The organism is Dyella dinghuensis (assembly GCF_003977615.1).
In the GTDB taxonomy this organism is placed as follows: domain Bacteria; phylum Pseudomonadota; class Gammaproteobacteria; order Xanthomonadales; family Rhodanobacteraceae; genus Dyella_B; species Dyella_B dinghuensis.
In genome coordinates this window covers 174509-195971 of the sequence record NZ_RYZR01000008.1, presented here as the reverse complement: position 1 = coordinate 195971, position 21463 = coordinate 174509, and the positions used below count along the sequence as shown (strand labels likewise).

General features: G+C 60.0%; 12 protein-coding genes. 8 read left to right on the top strand and 4 right to left on the bottom strand.

Translation table 11 applies throughout. The annotated features are described in order from the left end of the window. The first annotated feature begins 77 nt into the window (after positions 1 to 77). Genes tsaD through folK form a run of 3 tightly spaced genes read left to right on the top strand, consistent with a single transcriptional unit; the run spans position 78 to position 2004 of the window. A complete protein-coding gene (tsaD, locus tag EKH79_RS17930; protein ID WP_126675222.1) occupies positions 78 to 1130 on the top strand; it encodes a tRNA (adenosine(37)-N6)-threonylcarbamoyltransferase complex transferase subunit TsaD in 1053 nt (350 codons plus the stop codon). 32 nt (positions 1131 to 1162) lie between these two features. Continuing rightward, complete coding sequence (folB, locus tag EKH79_RS17925; protein ID WP_126675221.1) at positions 1163 to 1522, top strand: dihydroneopterin aldolase; 360 nt, start codon at positions 1163 to 1165, stop codon at positions 1520 to 1522. Then, positions 1522 to 2004 (top strand): 2-amino-4-hydroxy-6-hydroxymethyldihydropteridine diphosphokinase, encoded by a 483-nt coding sequence (gene folK / locus EKH79_RS17920; RefSeq protein WP_126675220.1) that lies wholly within the window; start codon positions 1522 to 1524, stop codon positions 2002 to 2004. Before folB ends, folK begins: the two co-directional genes overlap by 1 nt. Before the next feature lie 23 nt (positions 2005 to 2027). Here the strand turns inward: folK and EKH79_RS17915 are convergent, their stop codons facing one another. Both EKH79_RS17915 and EKH79_RS17910 read right to left on the bottom strand, forming a co-directional pair. Continuing rightward, a complete protein-coding gene (locus tag EKH79_RS17915) occupies positions 2028 to 2774 on the bottom strand; it encodes a pteridine reductase (protein ID WP_126675219.1) in 747 nt (248 codons plus the stop codon). Between the two features lie 60 nt (positions 2775 to 2834). Next, complete coding sequence (locus EKH79_RS17910; protein WP_126675218.1) at positions 2835 to 3521, bottom strand: hypothetical protein; 687 nt, start codon at positions 3519 to 3521, stop codon at positions 2835 to 2837. Positions 3522 to 3710: 189 nt separating this feature from the next. Between EKH79_RS17910 and EKH79_RS17905 the strand changes: the two genes are divergently transcribed. Further along, positions 3711 to 5945 carry a TonB-dependent receptor gene (locus EKH79_RS17905; protein ID WP_126675217.1) on the top strand — a complete coding sequence of 745 codons (2235 nt, stop codon included), beginning with the start codon at positions 3711 to 3713 and terminating at the stop codon, positions 5943 to 5945. Between the two features lie 160 nt (positions 5946 to 6105). Here the strand turns inward: EKH79_RS17905 and EKH79_RS17900 are convergent, their stop codons facing one another. Together EKH79_RS17900 and EKH79_RS17895 are read right to left on the bottom strand one after the other, a co-directional pair. Next, the gene (locus EKH79_RS17900) at positions 6106 to 7470 is read right to left on the bottom strand and encodes a S41 family peptidase (protein ID WP_126675216.1); all 1365 of its coding nucleotides are present in this window, start codon (positions 7468 to 7470) and stop codon (positions 6106 to 6108) included. 142 nt (positions 7471 to 7612) lie between these two features. After that, on the bottom strand, positions 7613 to 8818 hold the full coding sequence (locus EKH79_RS17895; protein ID WP_126675215.1) for a murein hydrolase activator EnvC family protein: 1206 nt from the start codon (positions 8816 to 8818) through the stop codon (positions 7613 to 7615). Between the two features lie 272 nt (positions 8819 to 9090). Between EKH79_RS17895 and gltB the strand changes: the two genes are divergently transcribed. From gltB to EKH79_RS17875, 4 genes are all read left to right on the top strand, one after another. Next, a complete protein-coding gene (gltB, locus tag EKH79_RS17890; RefSeq protein ID WP_126675214.1) occupies positions 9091 to 13527 on the top strand; it encodes a glutamate synthase large subunit in 4437 nt (1478 codons plus the stop codon). Then, positions 13524 to 14960, top strand: a complete 1437-nt coding sequence (locus EKH79_RS17885; RefSeq protein ID WP_126675213.1) for an FAD-dependent oxidoreductase — start codon at positions 13524 to 13526, stop codon at positions 14958 to 14960. The genes gltB and EKH79_RS17885 overlap by 4 nt, the downstream gene beginning before the upstream one ends. Before the next feature lie 290 nt (positions 14961 to 15250). Beyond that, positions 15251 to 18061, top strand: a complete 2811-nt coding sequence (locus EKH79_RS17880; RefSeq protein ID WP_126675212.1) for a TonB-dependent receptor — start codon at positions 15251 to 15253, stop codon at positions 18059 to 18061. A gap of 459 nt (positions 18062 to 18520) precedes the next feature. Next, positions 18521 to 21343, top strand: coding sequence for a TonB-dependent receptor (locus EKH79_RS17875; protein ID WP_126675211.1), 2823 nt, complete (start codon positions 18521 to 18523; stop codon positions 21341 to 21343). Positions 21344 to 21463: the final 120 nt, after the last annotated feature.

Genomic DNA, 21463 nt, shown 5'->3' with positions numbered 1-21463 from the left:
TGAATGCGGCTTTCGGCGTTTGCCGATACCATGTCCGACCGAGTCGAAATCCCTTTGCGGCGCCCCATTTAGCAGCCATGAGCCCTGTCACAGCCCCTCGCCCCGTTCTGGGCATTGAAACGTCATGCGATGAAACCGGCGTGGCGCTGCTGCGCTGGGAGCCGCAGGCGCCGGGCAGCGGATTATTGGCGCATGCGCTCTACACCCAGATCAAGCTGCATGCCGATTATGGCGGCGTGGTGCCGGAACTGGCCAGCCGCGATCACGTCCGAAAATTGCTGCCGCTGGTGCGCGAAGCCTTGTCGCAAGCGGGGATGACGCCGGCCGATCTCGGCGGAGTCGCTTACACAGCTGGCCCAGGCCTGGTTGGGGCGCTTCTAGTCGGAGCCGCCACCGGGCGGGCAATGGCCTGGGCGCTCGGCGTTCCGGCGATTGGCGTCCATCATATGGAAGGGCATCTGCTCGCGCCGTTGCTGGAAGATGACCCGCCCGAACCGCCGTTCGTCGCGCTGCTCGTCTCGGGCGGTCATTCGATGCTGGTGGAAGTGCAGGGCGTCGGTCATTACCGGATTCTCGGCGACACGCTGGACGATGCCGCCGGCGAAGCGTTCGACAAGACAGCGAAATTGATGGGCCTGCCGTATCCGGGTGGCCCGGCGCTGGCCGCCTTGGCCGGAAGCGGGCGGCCGGGTGTGTTTCGTTTCTCGCGCCCGATGACGGATCGTCCCGGTCTGGATTTCAGTTTTTCCGGCCTGAAGACGCAGGTGCTGCTCGCCTGGCAGCACTCGGACAAGAGCGAGCAGACGCGTGCCGATATTGCGCGCGCGTTTGAAGAAGCCATCGTCGACACGCTGCTGATCAAATGCCGGCGCGCGCTGGCGCAGACCAACACGAAGCGTCTGGTGATTGCCGGCGGCGTAGGCGCTAATCGCAGACTGCGCGAAGAACTGGCTGCCGCGGGCGTCAAAGACGGCTTCCGAACCTACTTCCCGCGCTTGCAGTTCTGCACCGACAACGGCGCGATGATCGCGCTGGCCGGCGCCATTCGGCTTGCGCACGGACAACACCAGGACGAAACCGTGCAGGTGTTTCCACGCTGGGATTTGCAGACCCTTCCTCCTGCCGCTTGATCGCATCACACGCTTCGCGGAACCTTGCACGTATGGATATCGTTTTTATCGAAGATCTGCGCATCGACACCGTCATCGGCATTTACGACTGGGAACGTCGCGTGCGTCAGACCTTGTCGCTCGACATCGAAATGGCGTTCGACAACACGGTGCCGGCCGCGTCGGATGACATCAAGGACACGCTCAATTACAAAGAAGTGTCCAAACGTCTGATCACCTACGTCAGTGAATCCAGCTTCGGCTTGGTGGAAACGCTGGCCGAACGCTGCGTCGGCATTATCCGTGAGGAATTCGGGGTGGCGTGGGTGCGATTGAAACTCTCCAAGCCCGGTGCCGTGCGTGGCGCGAAAGCAGTGGGTGTCTGTATCGAGCGCGGTAAACGGCCCGGCTGATGGCGCGCGTTTATTTAAGTCTTGGCTCCAACGAGGAGCCGATCCGCTATCTACGCGCAGCGCTTGATGCATTGCGTGAGCGCTTCGGTGAGCTGGATATCTCGCCTGCGTATCGAAGCGCGGCGGTGGGATTCGACGGGGCCGACTTCATCAATCTCGCCGTGGGTTTGGATACGGATCTGTCGCCGGAAGCACTCAACGATTGGTTGCATGCACTGGAAGACCGCAACGGCCGCCGCCGCGATGTACCGCGCTACGCCGACCGCACGCTCGACGTGGATATCGTGCTTTACGACGATCTGGTGACGCAGGGGCCAGGACACCTGGATATCCCGCGCAAAGAGCTCAAGCATGCTTTTGTGCTTAAACCGATCACCGACATTGCGCCGCAATTGCGGCATCCAGTGAGTGGGCACACGATGGCCGAGTTGTGGGCCGCGTTTCCCGCAGAAAGCGAACCGCTCGCGGTCGAGCCGCTTTAAAACGGCTCGATAAAACAGCTCGATCAAATCGAGATGCTGCGACCGCCATCGACGCGGATGATCTGGCCGGTGACAAACGGCGCATCGCGCAACAGCCATAGCACCGTGGCAGCAACATCTTCTGGTGTGCCAGCGCGCCCAAGCGGTGTGCGCGCCATCATCGCTTGCTGATCGTCGTAGGACTTGCCGTCGCTCGGCCACATCACCGCACCCGGTGCTACACCGTTGACGCGAACATCCGGTGCGAGATCCAGCGCAAGCGTGCGCGTCATCGCCGCGAGCGCACCTTTGGCCATCACATAGATCGGATAATTGGCGATCGAGCGTTCCGCGTAGATATCCACGAGATTCACGATCGCGCCATGCGCAGCGCGTAGTGCTGGTAACGCCGCTTGGGTAAGAAAGAACGGCGCCTGTGCATTCGATGCGAACAGATCATTCCATTGCTCGATGCTGGCGGTGTCGATCGGCGTTTCGTAAAACGCCGACGCATTGTTGATCAGTGCATCCAATCGTCCGTAGCGAGCCAGCGTGGCATCGACGAGTTGCTGCAAGCGCCGCGTATCGGCGAGTTCGGCTTGCAACACCAGCACACTGTCTGCACGTTGTTCAGAGAGTTCGGCTGCAAGCGCTTCCGCTTCGGCCATCGAACGACGGCAGTGCAGCGCGAGGTCGTAGCCGGCCGCGTGCAGGGTGCGTGCAATCACCGCGCCGACGCGTTTGGCACCGCCCGTAATCAGCGCCACCGGGCGCTCGTTGAACGAACTCATGCAATGGCTCCGGCACGAAAGCGACGATGGCGCGCAGCTTGACGCAAACCTGCGTCTGCGTCAGCCGTTCAGACGGATAGTTTGAACTTCCTGCGAGGCCGAAACGATGGGCATGCTCTCTTCGGCGGTTTCGATCTGGCTCTTCAGCATGGCAATCGTGGTGGTGGCGACTTTACGTGTGTCGTAATACGCGTAGCCGCCAACGCCAATCGCGCCAATGACTGGCATCCAGCGCGAGAGGCCTTCGCCCAGCGCGCGCTGAGTCACTTTCACGCCAATCTGCTTGGCCACACGTTCAATCACGCTATACGACACGCGCCGGAAAATCAGACGATCGCCCAGCCGCACCACCAGATCGCGGAAAGCCTGTGCCGAGGTATGCCGGAACAGACACCACAGCATCTGCTCGCGCCCCAGCTCGGCATGCTTGCCGTACGCAGCTGCGATATCGCTGACCAACTGCGCCTGGATTTTCCAGATGGCGACCAGCTCCGGAAGAATGGTGAGCCAGCCGAGCGGCCCGGGTGGCAGCGCGAGCGTGCCGGCGGTAAGCGCCGCGCGCTTGGCCGCGCTATGCGCGAGTTGACGGGCCTTCGTTTCCGGATCGGTAGCGCTATGCACCTTGCTACCCGGAATCTGGCTGACGAAATCGAGGATGGCGCGCGTGACGCGATTGCTCGCGTCGTCCTGGCTGACGACGGCGGGCAGGTTGGTCGCACCAGAATTGATCTGACTGGGCTCGGTCATGCCGTGCTCCTTTGAGGATCGCTTGGGGATCATAGACCCCGTCCGGCGACCTCCAGATGAACTCGCAAACCTCTTGGATGCGCAATGACCTGTGGCAGGCATGACTTCTGGTACGGGCGCGCGGCGGTTACGGAAATGTTATAACATATCGAACTCACCGCCCCGATCCACGTTTGACCGGAACCCCGCATGAAATTGACCCCGCTTGCCATAGGTCTAGGCCTCGCGCTGTACGCCGTCACCAGCTACGGCAGTACGACAACCACACCGACTCCCAGCGCATCGCCGGCTAACGCGTCATCCAGTGCAGCCGCGCAACCCGCGGACAGCACGGCGGACGACACCACGACCGACGACTCGACCGATGCCAGCGGCAATCGCAACAAGCATCCCGGCAAGGTGAAGCAGCTGGGTGCGGTGAACGTCAACGCAGCATTGGATCAAGCGCGCAATTCGTTGTCGCCGGATACGGGCAGCAGTCAGTACGTGATTACGGCCAAAGATATCGAGGCGTTGCCGCTGGGCGACTCCACACCGATGAATCAGGTCATTCTGCAGGCGCCGGGTGTGGTGCAGGATTCGTACGGTCAGCTGCATGTGCGCGGCGATCACGCCAATCTGCAGTACCGCATCAACGGCATCATGATTCCGGAATCGATTTCTGGCTTCGGTCAGACGCTCGATCCGCGCACGATTCAAAGCGTGACGCTGCTGGACGGCGCATTGCCCGCGCAATACGGCGAGCGCACCGCGGCCGTGGTGGATATCACGACCAAAACCGGTTCGGATCTCGGTAACGGCGGCAACGTAGGCATTACCGGCGGGTCGTTCGGTACGCTCAATCCGTTCGCCTCGTTCTGGGGCAGCAGCGGCAAGTGGAGTTATTTCTTCACCGGCAACTATGTGGAAAACAATGTCGGTATCGAGAACCCGACGGCTAGCCGCACGCCGATCCACGATCGCACCAATCAGGTCAAAGCGTTTGGCGACGTGTCTTATCTGATTAACAACGACACGCGCCTGAGCGTGATGGCCGGCATCACCAACAATCGCTTCCAGATTCCGAACAACCCGGGCAAGACGCCGCAGTTCGGCTATCTGGATATCACCAATTTCAATTCCGCGGATTTGGACGAGCGGCAGGACGAACAGACGCGTTTCGCAAACATCGCCTTGCAAGGCAAGTTCGGCGAAACCGCTTATCAGATATCCGTAGGTCAGCGTTACAGCGCGCTGCAGTACTACCCCGACGACATTGGCGATCTGATGTTCAACGGCGTTGCGGGACAGATCAATCAGGGCGACCGCGCATCGACCCTGCAGGCCGACTTCTCGATGCCGTGGGCGAGCGATCACACGCTTCGTTACGGTTTGTACAGCGAATTCGATCGCGCCTATACCAACACCGCGTCGCTGGTTTTCCCGGCCGATGCAGCTGGCAACCAGACCAGCACCGTGCCGTTCGGCATCTTCACCAGCGATCGCATTCTGGCCAAGACGGATGCCGCGTATCTGCAGGACGAGTGGAACATCAGCGACAACTGGACGCTGAACTACGGTCTGCGTGGCGATCGCTACGAAGCATTCCGCGAAGAGAGCCAGTTGAGCCCGCGCGTCGGTGTGGTCTGGCAGGCCACCGAAAGCACTACTGTGCATGCCGGCTATTCGCGTTACTTCACGCCGCCGCAGACGGAACTGATTTCCAGCGAAGATCTTGCGGTCTTCGCCAATACCACAAACGCGGTGAAGAATTACGGCAACAACACGCCGCTGACGGAACGTTCCAATTACTACGATCTTGGCGTTTCGCAGAATATCGGTTCGTCGTGGACGATCGGGCTGGATAATTACTACCGCCAGGTGAGTCGTCTGCAGGACGAAGGCCAGTTCGGTACGGCGTTGATTTATTCCACCTTCAATTACAAATACGGCAAGGTGCGCGGTAACGAATTCAGCGTTAACTACAACAACGGCCCCATCACCGCGTACTTCAACTTCTCGTTCAATCGCGCGATGGGCAAGGACGTGATCACGAGCCAGTACAACTTCGGTCCGGATGAACTGGCTTACATCATGGACAACTGGATTCACCTCGATCACGACCAGAAGTACACGTCGTCGGGTGGTATCAATTACGCGATCAACGACAGCACGAAAGTCGGTACTGACTTTTTGTTCGGCAGCGGCTTGCGCGAAGATGGTCTGACGCCGAATGGCGTGTCATTGCCGGATTACTTCCAGCTCAATCTGGATGTGTCGCACGATTTCGACTTCGACAGCTTTGGTAAGTTGCACACGTCGTTGGCGTTGATCAATGCGCTGGACCGCGTGTATGAACTGCGCAGCGGTACGGGCGTGGGTGTGGGTGCGCCGCAGTTTGGGCCGCGTCGCGGCGTGTATCTGACGCTGTCGAAAGATTTCTGATTGCCGCGGGCTACATAGCTGATTCCTTCTCCCTTTGGGAGAAGGTGCCGGCAGGCGGATGAGGGTTCGGGTCAGCGCGAAACATTGAATCGTGTCGCAAGGGTCGCACCCTCACCCCAACCCCTCTCCCGTAGGGAGAGGGGCTTGAAAGCAAAGAGTCCTACTGCGCGGATGCGGCGCCGGAGTCGTGACGAAGCGCCAAGCCTTTAAGAATGTTCAACGCCTGCGATAGCGCATAGTCGCTCGTCGCGAGCTTTTCATTCTCGACACTGCCATCGTTGTTGATGTCGCTGCTCTGGGTCGTTTCATTCGCCAGGTGATGCGGCAGATCTGCTTCGGAGCTGATCGTCGGCTCCGACGTATCGTCTACCTTCGCCACCGTCAGATCGCCCAATGCGATATCCGGCTTGATACCTTCTGCCTGAATCGACGTGCCGTTAGGCGTGTAATAGCGTGCGGTCGTCAGTTTCACCGCGTGATCAGCATCGAGCGGCAAGACAGTTTGCACCACGCCTTTACCGAAGGTGCGACGCCCGACGATCAGTGCGCGATGATTGTCCTTCAATGCACCAGCAACGATTTCAGCGGCGGAGGCCGTGCCGTTGTCCGTCAGCAACACCATCGGCGCGCCGTTGAGCAAATCGCCTGGGTGTGCAGCGAAGGTGAGGTTCGAATCGGGCAGGCGACCACGTGTGGTGACGATGGTGCCGGAATCGAGGAAGTCATCGCTCACGCCAACCGCCGCAGTCAGCAGGCCACCCGGATTGGAACGAAGGTCAAGCACAGCACCTTTCTGTGGGCCATTCTTCTTCAGCAATTCACCCAGCTTCTTTTCCAGATCGCCGGCCGTGTCGTCCTGAAACTGGCTGATGCGGATGTATGCATAACCGGGTTCCAATTCGCGCACTTTCACGCTGGTCATAGAAATACGTTCGCGCGTCATCGTCAGCGTTACAGGCTGATCGGCTTTTTCGTGCAGGATGCCCAGCGTGATCTTTGTGCCCGGGTCGCCGCGCAGCGCATCGAACATGCCGTCGATGTTGTCGCTGGTGACGGCTTTGCCGTTGATCGAGGTGATGATGTCGCCCGGCTTGATACCCGCGCGCGATGCGGGGGTGTCGTCAATCGGCGAGACGATGCGCAGCGCGCCGTTGTCTTCCATCACCTCGATACCAAGTCCGCCGTACTGACCGGTGGTGTCTTCGTTGAGTTCCTGCAGGCCGTCCTTGTCGAGGTAGGCGCTGTGCGGATCGAGGCCCGCGAGCATGCCCTTGATCGCATCGTTCATCAGGGTCTTGTTGTCGACCTTCTCGACGTAAGCCTGGCGAATGATCTGGTAGACGTGCGCGAAGTTGCGAACGTCGTCCATGTCGATCTGGTCGGAGGATGCAGCGCTACTGCTGCTGGCCTTGGCCGGCGCCGTCGGGACGTCAGTGTCTGGCGCTATCTGGGGAGGAGCCTTCTGCGCGTGCAGCAAAGGCGCCGCCAACAGCAGGGCGAACAGGCAATGGCGGGGGAAACGCATGGGACAACTCCACAGGAAAAAGATGTGACGACGTGGTTGAGACCGCTTCGCGTCGCAGGAATTCGCGTCCAAGAATACGCCGAACGGTGTTGCCTGAACGTGTCGAAACGGGGCCTGATACCCCGTTCAAACGCAGATACCGTCAGCGCCGCTGACTCAGCCAGGTGCGTGGATCGACCGGCTTGCCGTTCTGGCGCAGCTCGAAATACACGCCGGTGCTGTCGCTGGTGGCAAGGGAGGCGGTGCCGAGTGCTTCGCCTTCGGCAATGTCGTCGCCGACCCCGTGCAGCAGGGTTTCGTTGTTGCCGTACATGCTCAACCAGCCGTTGCCGTGGTTGAGGATGATCAGCTGGCCGTATCCGCGCATGAAGTGGGCATAGACCACCCGTCCTGCCGCCACGGCATGCACTTCGCTGCCGCGCGGCGAGGCGATCAACACGCCATTGCCAAAGTTGTGCACCGAACCGGGCGCCGGCCAGGGCAGGTTGCCGCGGATATTGGCCAGGGCCTTGCCGGGTGCTCCCGACGGCAACGTCGGGTTCGGGCGCGAGCGGCGCGCGGCTTCGCGTTCGGCTTCGTCGATGGCTTTCTGCAATTTGCCCAACAGCTCGTCCAGCGACTGCTCGTTCTGCTTCAGGGCCGACAGGCGTTGGGCTTCATTCTTATATTGCGCGTCGATCTGGCCGGCGAGTTTCTGTTGCGCCTTGCGCTGGTCTTCCAGGGCGGCGGCCTGCTGCTGACGTTGGGCGCGGGTGGCCTGCAAGGCTTGCTGCTCGGTGGTGATCTGCGTTTCCAGATCCTGCAGCTTGGCCAGCTCGGTCATCAGCTGCTGTACTTTCTGCAACCGGTCTTGCTGGAAATATTTGGAGTAGGCGAGCGAGCGCGAGATGCGCGCGATGTCCTCGTCGCCCAGCAAAAGGCGAAGGTCCGATCCCGAACCGACGGCGTAGGTCGCGCGCAATAGATCGGCAATCGCTGCGCGCTGGCCATCCAGGTTTTGTTCGAGCGCCGTTCGTTGCGTTTGTAACTGATCCAGCTGTTGTTGCTTGGCGGCGATCTGCGCGTCGGTGTCGCGAATGGCCTTTGCGGCCGCCGCGACAGCATCGGACTGCTTCGCCAGCGTGGCATTCGCACTATCTCGCTTGGAAGCGGTATCGGCCTCCTCCTTGGCCAATGCCTGCATCTTGGCGCGCAGATCGGCCAGTTGTTGCCGTGTCTGGGCTTGCTCGGCTTCGGTCTTGCTGTCCTGCGCCGCGTGAACGGGCACAGCGGGCAGGCCTGCGAGTGCGATCGCGCAGGCGATCGAGGCGGAAAGGAGCGGGCGGAGGGCGCGTGAAAGTGTCGGCATGCGCGGATTATGTCCGAGCTGGACTCATCCGGCGAGACGCCCCGAATGGCGCCGTGGCGCGCCCTCACAGGCATCGAGTAGAAATTGGTCTGTTAGCGCACGCTGTTATGCGGTCGCGTTTGTTTTTCATTTGGACGTCTAGAAGGCTTTGACGCGACGCACAAGATGTGCGTAAAGTCGGGCTGCACGCCTTTATCGCATCTGCTTACTGCCTTACGGCGGTAAGCGTTTTGCGCCCTAGCGAGTCGAAAAATCGGAAGAGGGTTTTGGTCATGTCGGTCGAGCCGCGTTTATACGACCCTGGTTTTGAGCACGACAGCTGTGGCTTCGGTCTGGTCGCCCAGATCGATGGCCGCGCGAGCAAATGGGTCGTCGATACCGCGTTCGAGGCACTGGCCAAACTTTCCCATCGCGGTGGCGTGAATGCCGATGGCGTCAGCGGCGATGGCTGCGGCGTGCTGATTCATCACCCCCAATCGTGGCTGCGCGCCCTGGCGGTCGAAGCCGGGATCGCCCTGGGCGAGCGATTTGCGGCTGGGTTGGTCTTTCTCGACCATGCGGACGACGAGGCCGCGAAGGTGCTGGAGCGCCATATCACGGAAGAAGGCATGCGCGTCGCCGGTTGGCGCGACGTGGCGGTGAATGCGGAAGCGTGTGGTCCTTTGGCAGCCTCGGCACAGCCGCGGATTCGACAGATTTTCGTCAACGCTGCGGCAGAGATGGATGATGCGGCGTTCGAGCGTGCGTTGTTCCATGCACGCCGTCGTGCCGAGAATCTGTTGTCGGACGATGCGCAGTTCTATGTCGTTTCGCTTTCCGCACAGGTGATCGGCTACAAGGCGATGGCTGCGCCGGGACGCCTGCGTGATGTGTTCGAGGATTTGCGGCATCGCGCACTGATTGCGGATGCGGTGGTTTTCCATCAGCGCTTTTCGACCAACACCATGCCGCAGTGGCGGCTGGCGCAGCCTTTCCGGGTACTGGCACACAACGGCGAGATCAACACCATTCGCGCCAACCGACGCTGGATGCAGACCCGTTCGGAAATCTGGCGTTCGCCCTTGGTTGAGTTAGGCGACATTGGCCCATTGGTGCGACAAACCGGCTCGGATTCCGAAAGTCTCGACAATGCACTCGAATTGCTGCTGGCGGGAGGTCTGGACCTGCTCGCTGCCATGCGTGCACTGGTGCCGCCGGCGTTCGCCGCGCGTGAAGGCATCGATGAAGATCTCGCTGCGTTCTATGAGTATTACGCGTTGCACAGCGAGCCATGGGATGGCCCGGCTGGATTGGTGATGTGCGACGGGCGTTACGCGGCATGCACGCTCGATCGCAACGGACTGCGTCCTGCGCGTTGGACGTTGTCGGATGACAACCATCTGATCGTCGCTTCGGAAGCGGGCTTGTGGGATGTGCCCAGTGCGCGCGTCATCGCCAAGGGTCGTTTGGCGCCGGGCGAAATGATCGCGGTGGATTTCGCGATGCATCGCCTGCTGCGCGATGCGGACATCGACGATATCAACCGCAAGCGCGCGCCTTATCGCGACTGGCTGCGTGCGGGCGTCAGTTATCTCGAATCGGATCTGATCGATCCTTCGCTGGCGGCGGAGCCGTTGCCGGCGGAAGAACTACGCTGTTATCAAAAGTTGTACGGCCTTTCGCGCGAAGAACGCGAGACCGTGCTGAAGGTGCTCGCGGAGCTGGAGGCAGAAGCCACCGGTTCCATGGGCGACGACACGCCGATGGCGGCGATGTCGCGCCAGGTGCGTCCGTTGTTCGATCGTTTTCGTCAGGGCTTCGCGCAGGTAACCAACCCGCCGATCGATCCCCTGCGCGAGAAGCTGGTGATGTCGCTGGTCACGCAGATCGGGCCGGAAGGAAATGTCTTCGAGCTCAAGCCGGAAAACGCGAAGCAGATCCTGATCAACTCGCCGATTCTCTCGCAGCGCAAGTTGCGTCAGTTGCTGGCGATGCCGCAATACCTCGATACGCCGCGTTTCGATCTGATGTATGCACCGGAAGAAGGGCTTGAAGCGGCATTGCGTCGTCTTTGTCGCGAAGTCGCGCAAACGGTGCGCGATGGGCGCGCGCTGGTATTTCTCAGCGACCGTTATCCGCAACGCGACCATCTGCCGATTCATTCGTTGCTCGCCACGGGCGCTGTGCACGCGCATCTGATCGACGAAGGTTTGCGCTGTCAGTGCAACATCGTAGTGGAAACCGCGACGCCTCGCGATCCGCATCAATTCGCGTGTCTGATCGGCTTCGGTGCGACGGCGATCTATCCGTGGCTGGCCTATCAAAGTCTGTTCGAGCTCGGCCACGAAGGGCATATCGATGGCGACAGGCAGGAGATCGGGCGCAGTTATCGCCGCGGCATCCGCAAGGGTCTGCTGAAGATTCTGTCGAAGATGGGTATCTCCACGGTTGCCGGCTATCGCGGCGCGCAGCTGTTCGAAATTGTCGGGCTGGCGCCGGAAGTCGTCGAGCTGTGCTTCCCAGGCACGCCCTCGCGCATCGGTGGCGCAGGTTTTACCGAGCTGGAACACGAACAGCGTCTGCTTGCCGCGGAAGCATGGAACCAGGCACTGCCGTTGCGCGCAGGCGGACTCTATAAGTATGTGCACGGCGGCGAGTACCACATGTACAACCCGGATGTGATCGGGAGCCTGCAGAAAGCGGTGCGCACAGGCGTCGCGGCCGACTATCGCATTTATGCCGATTTCGTCGATCGTCGTCCTTCATCGGCATTGCGCGATCTGCTTGGATTGAAGCTCGCGGCCGAACCGATTCCGCTGCAAGAGGTGGAATCGGCTGATTCCATTCTCAAGCGATTCGATTCGGCGGGCATGTCGCTGGGTGCGCTGTCGCCTGAAGCGCATGAAGCGCTAGCCATCGCGATGAACCGTCTCGGTGCGCGCAGCAATTCCGGCGAAGGCGGCGAAGATCCCGCGCGGTATGGCACCGAGCGTGCTTCCAAGATCAAGCAAGTGGCATCCGGTCGTTTCGGTGTGACACCGGCGTATCTCGTCAACGCGGAAGTGCTGCAGATCAAGATTGCACAGGGTGCGAAGCCGGGCGAGGGTGGACAATTGCCCGGTCACAAAGTGGATGCGACCATCGCGCGCCTGCGTTATGCGAAGCCGGGCATCGGCCTGATTTCGCCGCCGCCGCATCACGACATCTATTCCATCGAAGATCTTGCCGAACTGATCCACGATTTGAAGGAAGTGAATCCCGAAGCGCTGGTGTCGGTGAAGCTTGTGTCGCATGCGGGCGTCGGTACCGTGGCTGCGGGGGTGGTGAAGGCGGGTGCGGATCTCATTACGGTGAGCGGCCATGACGGCGGTACGGGTGCAAGTCCGCTCACATCTATCAAATATGCCGGCACACCATGGGAGTTGGGCTTGGCCGAAACGCAGCAGACGCTGCGCCGTAACGATCTGCGTGGTCGTGTGCGCCTGCAGACCGACGGTGGTTTGAAAACCGGTCTCGATGTCATCAAGGCGGCATTGCTAGGTGCGGAAAGTTTCGGCTTCGGCACTGGCCCGATGGTGGCGCTGGGCTGCAAATATCTGCGCATCTGCCATTTGAACAACTGCGCGACTGGCGTCGCTACCCAGCATCCGGTTTTGCGCAAGGATCATTTCATCGGCCTGCCCGAGATGGTGATGAACTACTTCCGGTTTGTGGCCGAGGACGTTCGTGCGCATCTGGCGCGGCTTGGCGTGCGCACATTGGGCGAATTGGTCGGGCGTACCGAATTGTTGGAGCAGCTCGAAGGCGGAACACCTGTGCAGCACAAACTCGATCTCTCGCCATTGATCGATGGCGTGGGTCTGAGTGCCAGCAGCGACTTTGCCTGCACGTTGCCGCGCAATCCCATGCGCGACGAAGCAGCATTGGCTTCGCGCATTTCCGCGGATACGGCCGAAGCGGTAGCCGAAAAAAGTGGCGGCAGCTTTGCCTATTCGATCCGCAACACAGACCGCGCTATTGGCGCTCGGTTGTCCGGTCACGTTGCACGCCGCCATGGCGATCACGGCATGGATGCACAACCGATCGAACTCAAACTCGAAGGTGCTGCGGGCCAAAGCCTGGGCGCATGGAATGCCGGTGGCGTGCACATTGAATTGATCGGCGAAGCGAACGACGGCGTCGGCAAGGGCATGGCGGGTGGCCGTATCGTGGTGCGTCCGCCTGCGGACGCGCCGTATGCGAGCCAGGATGCTGCGATCATCGGCAACACCTGTCTGTACGGTGCGACAGACGGCGAACTCTATGCAGCGGGTCGCGCAGGCGAGCGTTTCGCCGTTCGCAATTCCGGTGCGCTGGCCGTCGTCGAAGGCGCAGGCGATCACTGCTGTGAATACATGACCGGCGGTGTGGTCGCAGTGCTCGGCAAGGTCGGTCTCAATTTTGGTGCCGGCATGACCGGCGGCTTCGCCTACGTGCTCGATCTCGAACGCGATTTCGTCGACTGCTACAACCACGAGCTGGTCGACATTCTGCGCATCTCACCGGAGGGAATGGAAAATTACATGCAGCATCTGCGCAGACTGGTGACGCGTCACGTCGAACTCACAGGCAGCGAATGGGGCCGGCAGATCCTTCGCGACTTCCGCGGTCTGCAATACAAGTTCTGGTTGGTGAAACCCAAAGCAGCAAGCCTTGCAGTATTGGCCGAAGAACTGCGGAGGGCGGCATGAGCGCCAAGCTTTTCCAGTTTCTCGATGTACCGCGACAGCCGCCTCGCACTGTCCCAGTGGCAGTGCGCGTACTGGGTTATGGCGAAATCGGTGGTGACTTCGCCTCGCCACAGGCATCGACGCAGGCGGAACGCTGCATCGATTGCGGCAATCCGTATTGCGAACATGCCTGTCCGGTTCACAACTACATTCCCAATTGGCTGAAACTCGTGCAGCAGGGCCGCATCATGGAAGCGGCCACGTTGATGCATGAAACCAATCCGCTGCCGGAGATCTGCGGTCGCGTGTGTCCGCAGGATCGTCTATGCGAAGGTGCCTGCACGCTTGAGCAGACGGATTTCGGATCGGTGACGATCGGAAGCATCGAGCGTTGGGTGACCGATGAAGCATTGCGTCAGGGCTGGCGGCCGGATTTGTCCAACGTGAAAGAAACGGGACATCGCGTGGCGGTTATCGGTGCGGGTCCCGCAGGCCTTGCGTGCGCTGATCGTTTACGGCGCGTTGGCATTGCGGTCGATGTTTATGACCGGCAGCGAGAAATCGGCGGCCTGCTGACGTTCGGCATTCCGCCCTTCAAGCTCGACAAGGGTGTCGTGCGCACGCGGCGCGATGTGCTCGAAGGCATGGGTGTGCGCTTCCTTCTGAATAAAGAAGTTGGGCGCGACGTGGAGTTCGGTGCGTTGCTCGACGAGTATGACGCGATTTTCATCGGCACCGGCGCTTACACCTATGTCGATGCGCAGCTTCCGGGGAGGGAGTTGCGCGGCGTGCACGATGCACTGCCGTTCCTCATCGCGAATACCGAGCGTCTGCTTCGCGACGAACCTGCATCGACGTTTGATTTCCGCGACAAGCATGTTGTCGTATTGGGCGGCGGCGATACGGGTATGGATTGCAATCGCACGGCGATTCGTCTTGGCGCCAAATCGGTCACATGTATTTATCGCCGTGATGAAGCAAGCATGCCGGGTTCGGCGCGCGAAGTCAGTTACAGCCGCGAAGAAGGCGTGACCTTCTTATTCCATCGTCAACCTGTCGCCATCCTCGATAACGGGCATGGACACGTGCGTGGTGTGCGCGTGGTGGAAACGCATTTGGTCGACGATGGAAATGGACGTCTAAAACCCCAGAACGTTCCTGGCACTGAAACCGAAATCGTTGCAGATGTAATCATTCAGTCGTTTGGTTTTCTGCCAAGTCCGCCCGATTGGCTAGCCGCACACGGTGTTGAACTGTCGGCTGCGGGAAAGATTGTGACGTCGGCGAACGGCAAGCTTCCTCATCAAACAAGTCACCCGCGCATCTTTGCCGGCGGTGACAACGTGCGTGGTGCAGACCTTGTGGTACGTGCGGTTTACGACGGTCGCGAAGCTGCGGCGAGCATCGCCCTGACTCTGGCGAAAGAGACCGCAAACAGTCTCGTCAGTCGTTAAGCGCACCTCACATTAACCGCTAGAATTTGCGAATCGGTAATGCGCCGGTAACACTAGTGTTGTCGGCTTCTCTCTATAAAATCCAAAAAAAACAATTACATATATCGTAAATAATCAAGAAGAACCTTACGGGAACGCTTCGTAATAAATTGCGCCTTGTTAAGGACTTGTATCAAACCTTCGGGGTGTGGAAGACTTCGGAGGTGGCCTCACACGTCCAACTCCCCACTCAAGTACCGAATATCTAGTTGGGCGATCACAATCAGTTGTACCTTGGAGGGTATTTAGAAATGACACGTAACAAGCTTGCGCTTTCATTGGCGGGTTTGCTGCTGGCTCCTATTGCTGGCGCGACTTTTGCACAAACCGCCCCCGCAACCTCGCAGGACCAGACTCAGCAGGCTGCTCCGACCCAGGGCAACGCCAAGCAATTGCAGACCATCACCGTGACGGGTTCTGCACTGCCGCGCGTTGACACGGAAACACCCTCCCCGGTGACCGTGATCACTGCCCAGGACATTGCACGTTCGGGTTTCACCACTGTTTCCGACGTGGTGCGCTCCATCTCCGCGGATAACAGCGGTACGATTCCTCCCTCATTCACCGCCGGCTTCGCCGTGGGTTCGTCGGGCGTCGCGCTGCGCGGCCTGACCGTCAACTCCACGCTGGTGCTGGTCGATGGCAAGCGCGTAGCAAGCTACCCGCTGGTGGACGACGGTATCCGTTCGTTCGTCGACTTGCAGAGCCTTCCGCTGGCGGCTGTTGAGCGCATCGAAGTCCTGAAGGACGGTGCCTCCTCGATCTACGGCTCCGACGCGATCGCGGGCGTGGTCAACATCATTCTGAAGTCCAGCTTCCAAGGTGTGGAAGGCAGCGCCGATATCGGCGATACGCAGCACGGCGGCGGCTTCACCAAGAAGGCGACCTTGCTGGCCGGTATTGGTGATCTGGATACGGATCACTACAACGCTTACTTCAGCGCGGAATGGGAACAGGATCAGGCGATCCCGCTCAAGGACCGTAGCTATCCCTTCAACAGCGATAACCTGACCGGTATCGGCGGCCCGGATCTTCGCGTCGGTAATCCGCTGAACACCAACGGTTCCTCTGTTGGCACGGTGGCACCGGCTGGTGCGACGGCAGGTGGTGCGGCCACGGGCGGCTTCCAGCCGCTGGGTCCGTGCACGGGCGGTACCTCGCTTCAGACGGTTCCGGGCACGGGTCCGAACACGGGCACCTACTGCGCGCAGAACACGGTCAATCAGTACGGCTATGCTCAGCAGTACACGAACCGCGGTGGTTTCTACGGCCGCTACACGTTCAAGTTCAGCGACACGACCAAGGCTTATGCGTCGTTGGATTATTTCGAAAGCAAGCTGATCGCCAACGGTACGCCGGCACAGATCCAGAACAGCGTGCCGAACAACACCGACACGATCGAACTGCCGCCCGGTAATCCGTCCAACCCGTTCCCGGGTCAGTACGCGCTGATCAACTACCTGTTCAGCGACATTCCGCAGCAGACGAGCACCGACAACCACAGCATCCGCGCCGTGCTCGATTTGCAGGGCACCTGGGGTGAGTGGAACTACGAAGCATCGGTGGTGGGCAACCACAACTCGCTCGACTACACGAACGCTGGCTTCCTCAGCTACCAGGGTCTGCTGACCGCGATCGCGAACGGTTCGTACAACTTCGTCAATCCGGCGTCGAACAGCCAGGCTGTCCGCAACCTGGTGTCGCCGACCTACCGCGTGACCGACACCTCGGACATGGACGTGTTTGACTTCACCGTCAACCGCGAACTGTTCGATCTGCCGGGCGGCACCTCCGGTTTCGCCGGTGGCGTGCAGTTCCGTCATGAAAACCAGTCGGAACAGCCGCTCAATCCGGGCGGTATCTACCAGGGTCTGGGTTCGACGTTCATCACCGGTAACCGCAACGTCAGCGGTATCTACGGCGAATTCGACGCACCGCTGCTCGAAAGCCTGGAAGCCGACGTTTCCGGCCGCTTCGACCATTACCCGTCCGTTGGTAACGACTTCTCGCCGAAGGTCGGCCTGAAGTGGAAGCCCACCGATTGGCTGGCCGTGCGTGGCACCTACTCGAAGGGCTTCCGCGCTCCGCAGTTCGGTGAAAGCGCAGGCAGCTACAGCGCTGGCTTCGTCAACGGCTCGGTGCAGGCGCAAGGTGCACCGGCGTCGTACCTCGCTGCACACGGCTACGACAATTACGTGACCGTGCCGTACGCCCTGGAAGAAGGCAACTCGGGTAACCCGAACCTGAAGCCGGAGAAGTCGAGCAGCTTCACCTTCGGTGTGGTGGTGCAGCCGACCAGCTGGCTGAATGCCTCGCTGGACTACTACAACATCAAGAAGACCAACGTGATCGTGCCGGCTGACCCGGGCGTGGCGTTGTTGAACTACTACGAGAACGGCACGGTGTTGCCGGGCTACACGATGCAGTTCGACGCACCCGATCCGTCGCATCCGACCGCTCCGGCGCGTCCGGTCTTCGTGGGCGCCGACTACATCAACGGCAACTGGCTGAAGACGACGGGCCTGGATCTGGACTTGCAGGCACACTTCGAGTTCAGCAACGGCATCAAGTACATCAGCGAAATGCAGGGCACGCAGATCTTCCAGTGGAAGGAAGACGTCGCGGGCCAGGTGCAGAGCTACGTCGGTACGCAGGGTCCGTACAACCTGTCTTCGGGTGCCGGTACGCCTCGCACGCGCGGCAACTGGGCGAACACCATCGAGTACGGTCCGTTCAGCTTGACGGGCACCGTGTACTTCACCAGCAAGGAGTATGAATCGGCTGAGGACGTCACGGGTACCACGGCTTGCTTCGACACCCTGGGTGCCGACGGTGGTCCGCTGGCCAACAACTGCACCATGGCGTCGTTCACCTACGGCAACCTGGTGGCAACGTACAAGTTGAACGATCACATCACGCTGACGGGCTCCATCGACAACGTGACGGATCGCAAGCCGCCGATCGACCCGCTGAACTACGCGGCCAACCTCTACAACCCGACCTACGATTACGCCGGTATCGTCGGCCGTATGTGGAACCTGGGCGTGAAGGTCAAGTTCTAAGCTTCGGCGATGTTCGCCCGTCGCGAGCATCGCGGCGGGCGACCCGTCAAAGACGATATAGAACCTATCTGTTGTACAAGCGCGGCGCGTCGAGCAATCGACGCGCCGCGTTCTTTTTGCGGTATCGCTTTACAAAAATCACTCATCAAACGGGCGCGATTCCCCCAGTAAGGGCATAACAAATGCGTCGCCGTTTGCTATGAAATCGTTTTCATAAAAATTTGCGATTTACATCTTCGTAAGGAAAAAAGGACTGATAGAACAATAGATTACAAGCAATCGTCTGCTCTTGCGCTAGCCGCAACAACGTGCGTAATGTTAATTGCTTGTATATGGCTTGGTAATGTGTTAGATGCCAAATACGGATCGGGAGGGATCCGGTTTCTCTATCCAGCGGATCGAATGGGCAACTCACAAGCGGTTACACCTTAAAGCGGTCACACCTTGGAGGGGTTCCAAATGAAACGTAATAAGCTTGCGCTCTCGTTGGCGGGGTTGTTGTTGGCCCCCGTCTACGGAGCCACCTTCGCCCAGACTGCCCCGGCTACCAGTCCCCAGGATCAGCAGTCGACGACTCAGCAAACTGCTCCAGCTTCCGGCAACGCCAAACAGCTGCAGACCATCACGGTGACGGGTTCTGCGCTGCCGCGCGTTGACACGGAAACGCCCTCGCCGGTGACCGTGATTACCGCCCAGGACATCGCACGTTCGGGCTTCACCACTGTCTCCGACGTCGTACGTGCCGTTTCCGCTGACAACAGCGGCACGATTCCTCCCTCATTCACCGCCGGCTTCGCCGTGGGTTCGGCGGGCGTCGCGCTGCGCGGCCTGACCGTGAATTCCACGCTGGTGCTGATCGATGGCAAACGTGCAGCCAGCTACCCGCTGGTGGACGACGGTATCCGTTCGTTCGTCGACTTGCAGAGCCTTCCGTTGGCGGCTGTTGAGCGCATCGAAGTCCTGAAGGACGGCGCCTCCTCGATCTACGGCTCCGACGCGATCGCAGGCGTGGTCAACATCATTCTGAAGTCGAGCTACCAGGGCGTTGAGGGCAGCGCCGACGTTGGCGATTCGCAGCACGGCGGCGGCTTCACCAAGAAGGCGACCTTGCTGGCCGGTCTCGGCGATCTGGATACAGATCACTACAACGCCTACTTCAGTGCCGAATGGGAGCAGGATCAGGCGATCCCCTTAAGCGATCGCAGCTATCCATTCAACAGCTCGAACTTCACCGGCATCGGCGGCCCTGATCTGCGTAACGGCAACCCGAACAACACCAACGGCTCCACGGTTGGCTCGGTGGCGCCGGCTGGAACCACACCGGGTGGTCTGGCGACAGGTGGTTTCCAACCGCTGGGTCCTTGCACGGACGGTACCCAACTTGAAACGGTTCCCGGAACGGGGCCGAACACGGGTACCTATTGCGCGCAGGACCAAGCCAACAAATTCGGCTATGCCCAGCAGTACACGAACCGCGGTGGCCTCTATGGTCGTTATACGTTCAAGTTCAACGACACGACCAAGGCCTATGCCTCGTTGAGTTACTACGAAAGCAAATTGATCGCCAATGGTCAGCCGTCGCAGATTCAGAGCAGCGTGCCGAACAACACCGACACGATCGAACTGCCGCCTGGCAATCCGTCGAATCCGTACCCTGGCCAGTACGCGCTGATCAACTACGCATTCGGCGATATTCCGACCTTTACCTCGACCGACAATCACAATATTCGCGGCGTGCTCGATTTGCAGGGCACCTGGGGCGAGTGGAACTACGAAGCGTCGGTGGTGGGCAATCACAACTCGCTCGACTACACGAACGCGGGTTTGATCAGTTACGAAGGATTGTTGACCGCCATCGCCAACGGTTCGTACAACTTCGTCGATCCGTCGTCGAACAGCCAGGCGGTGCGTAATCTGGTGGCACCGACCTACCGCGTGACCGACACCTCGGACATGGACGTGTTTGACTTCACCGTCAACCGCGAACTGTTCGACCTGCCGGGCGGCACCTCCGGCTTCGCCGGTGGCGTGCAGTTCCGTCATGAAAACCAGTCGGAACAGCCGCTCAATCCGGGTGGTATCTATCAGGGTCTGGGCTCGACGTTCATCACCGGTAACCGCAACGTCAGCGGTATCTACGGCGAATTCGACGCACCGCTGCTGGAAAGCCTGGAAGCCGACGTTTCCGGCCGCTTCGACCATTACCCGAATATCGGCAACGACTTCTCGCCGAAGGCCGGCCTGAAGTGGAAACCGTTCGATTGGCTGGCGCTGCGTGGCACCTACTCGAAGGGCTTCCGCGCTCCGCAGTTCGGTGAAAGCGCAGGCAGCTACAGCGCAGGCTTCGTCAATGGTTCGGTGGAAGCTCAGGGCGCGCCGCCGGCGTACCTTGCAGCACACGGCTACGACAACTACGTGACCGTGCCGTATGCCCTGGAAGAAGGCAACTCGGGTAACCCGAACCTGAAGCCGGAGAAATCGCAGAGCTTCACCTTCGGTGTGGTGGTGCAGCCGACCAGCTGGCTGAATGCCTCGCTGGATTACTACAACATCCGCAAGAGCAATGTGATCGTACCGGCTGATCCGGGCGTTGCGTTGTTGAACTACTACAACACCGGCACGGTATTGCCGGGCTATACGATGGTGTTCGATACGCCTGATCCGTTGCATCCGACCGCTCCGGCGCGCCCGGTTTTCGTGGGCGCCGATTACATCAACGGCAACTGGCTGAAGACGACGGGTCTGGATCTGGACTTGCAGGCGCACTTCGAGTTCAGCAATGGCATCAAATACATCAGCGAAATGCAAGGCACGCAGATCTTCCAGTGGAAGGAAGACGTCGCTGGCGAGATCCAGAGCTACGTCGGTACGCAGGGTCCGTACAACCTGTCCTCGGGTGCCGGTACGCCTCGCACACGCGGCAACTGGGCGAACACCATCGAGTACGGTCCGCTTAGTGTGACTGCCACCGTGTACTTCACCAGCAAGGAGTACGAGTCGGCTGAAGACGTCACGGGTACCACGGCGTGCTTCGACGCTCTGGGTGCTGATGGTGGCCCGCTGGCGAGCAACTGCACCATGGCCTCGTTCACCTACGGCAATCTCGTCGGCAGCTACAAGATCAACGATCACATCACAGTGACGGCTTCGGTCGATAACGTTACCGACCGCAAGCCACCGATCGATCCGTTGAACTATGCAGCGAACCTCTACAACCCGACCTACGATTACGCCGGTATTGTCGGCCGCTTCTGGAACATAGGCGTGAAGGTGAAGTTCTAAGCTTCCTTTCCATGCATGCGGAAAATACGGCGCGTCGAGCCATCGGCGCGCCGTTTTCTTTATAGCGTCTGGCGACGATGGACGTTGTCGCTCAGAATGGTGGTATGCCTTATCGCATCG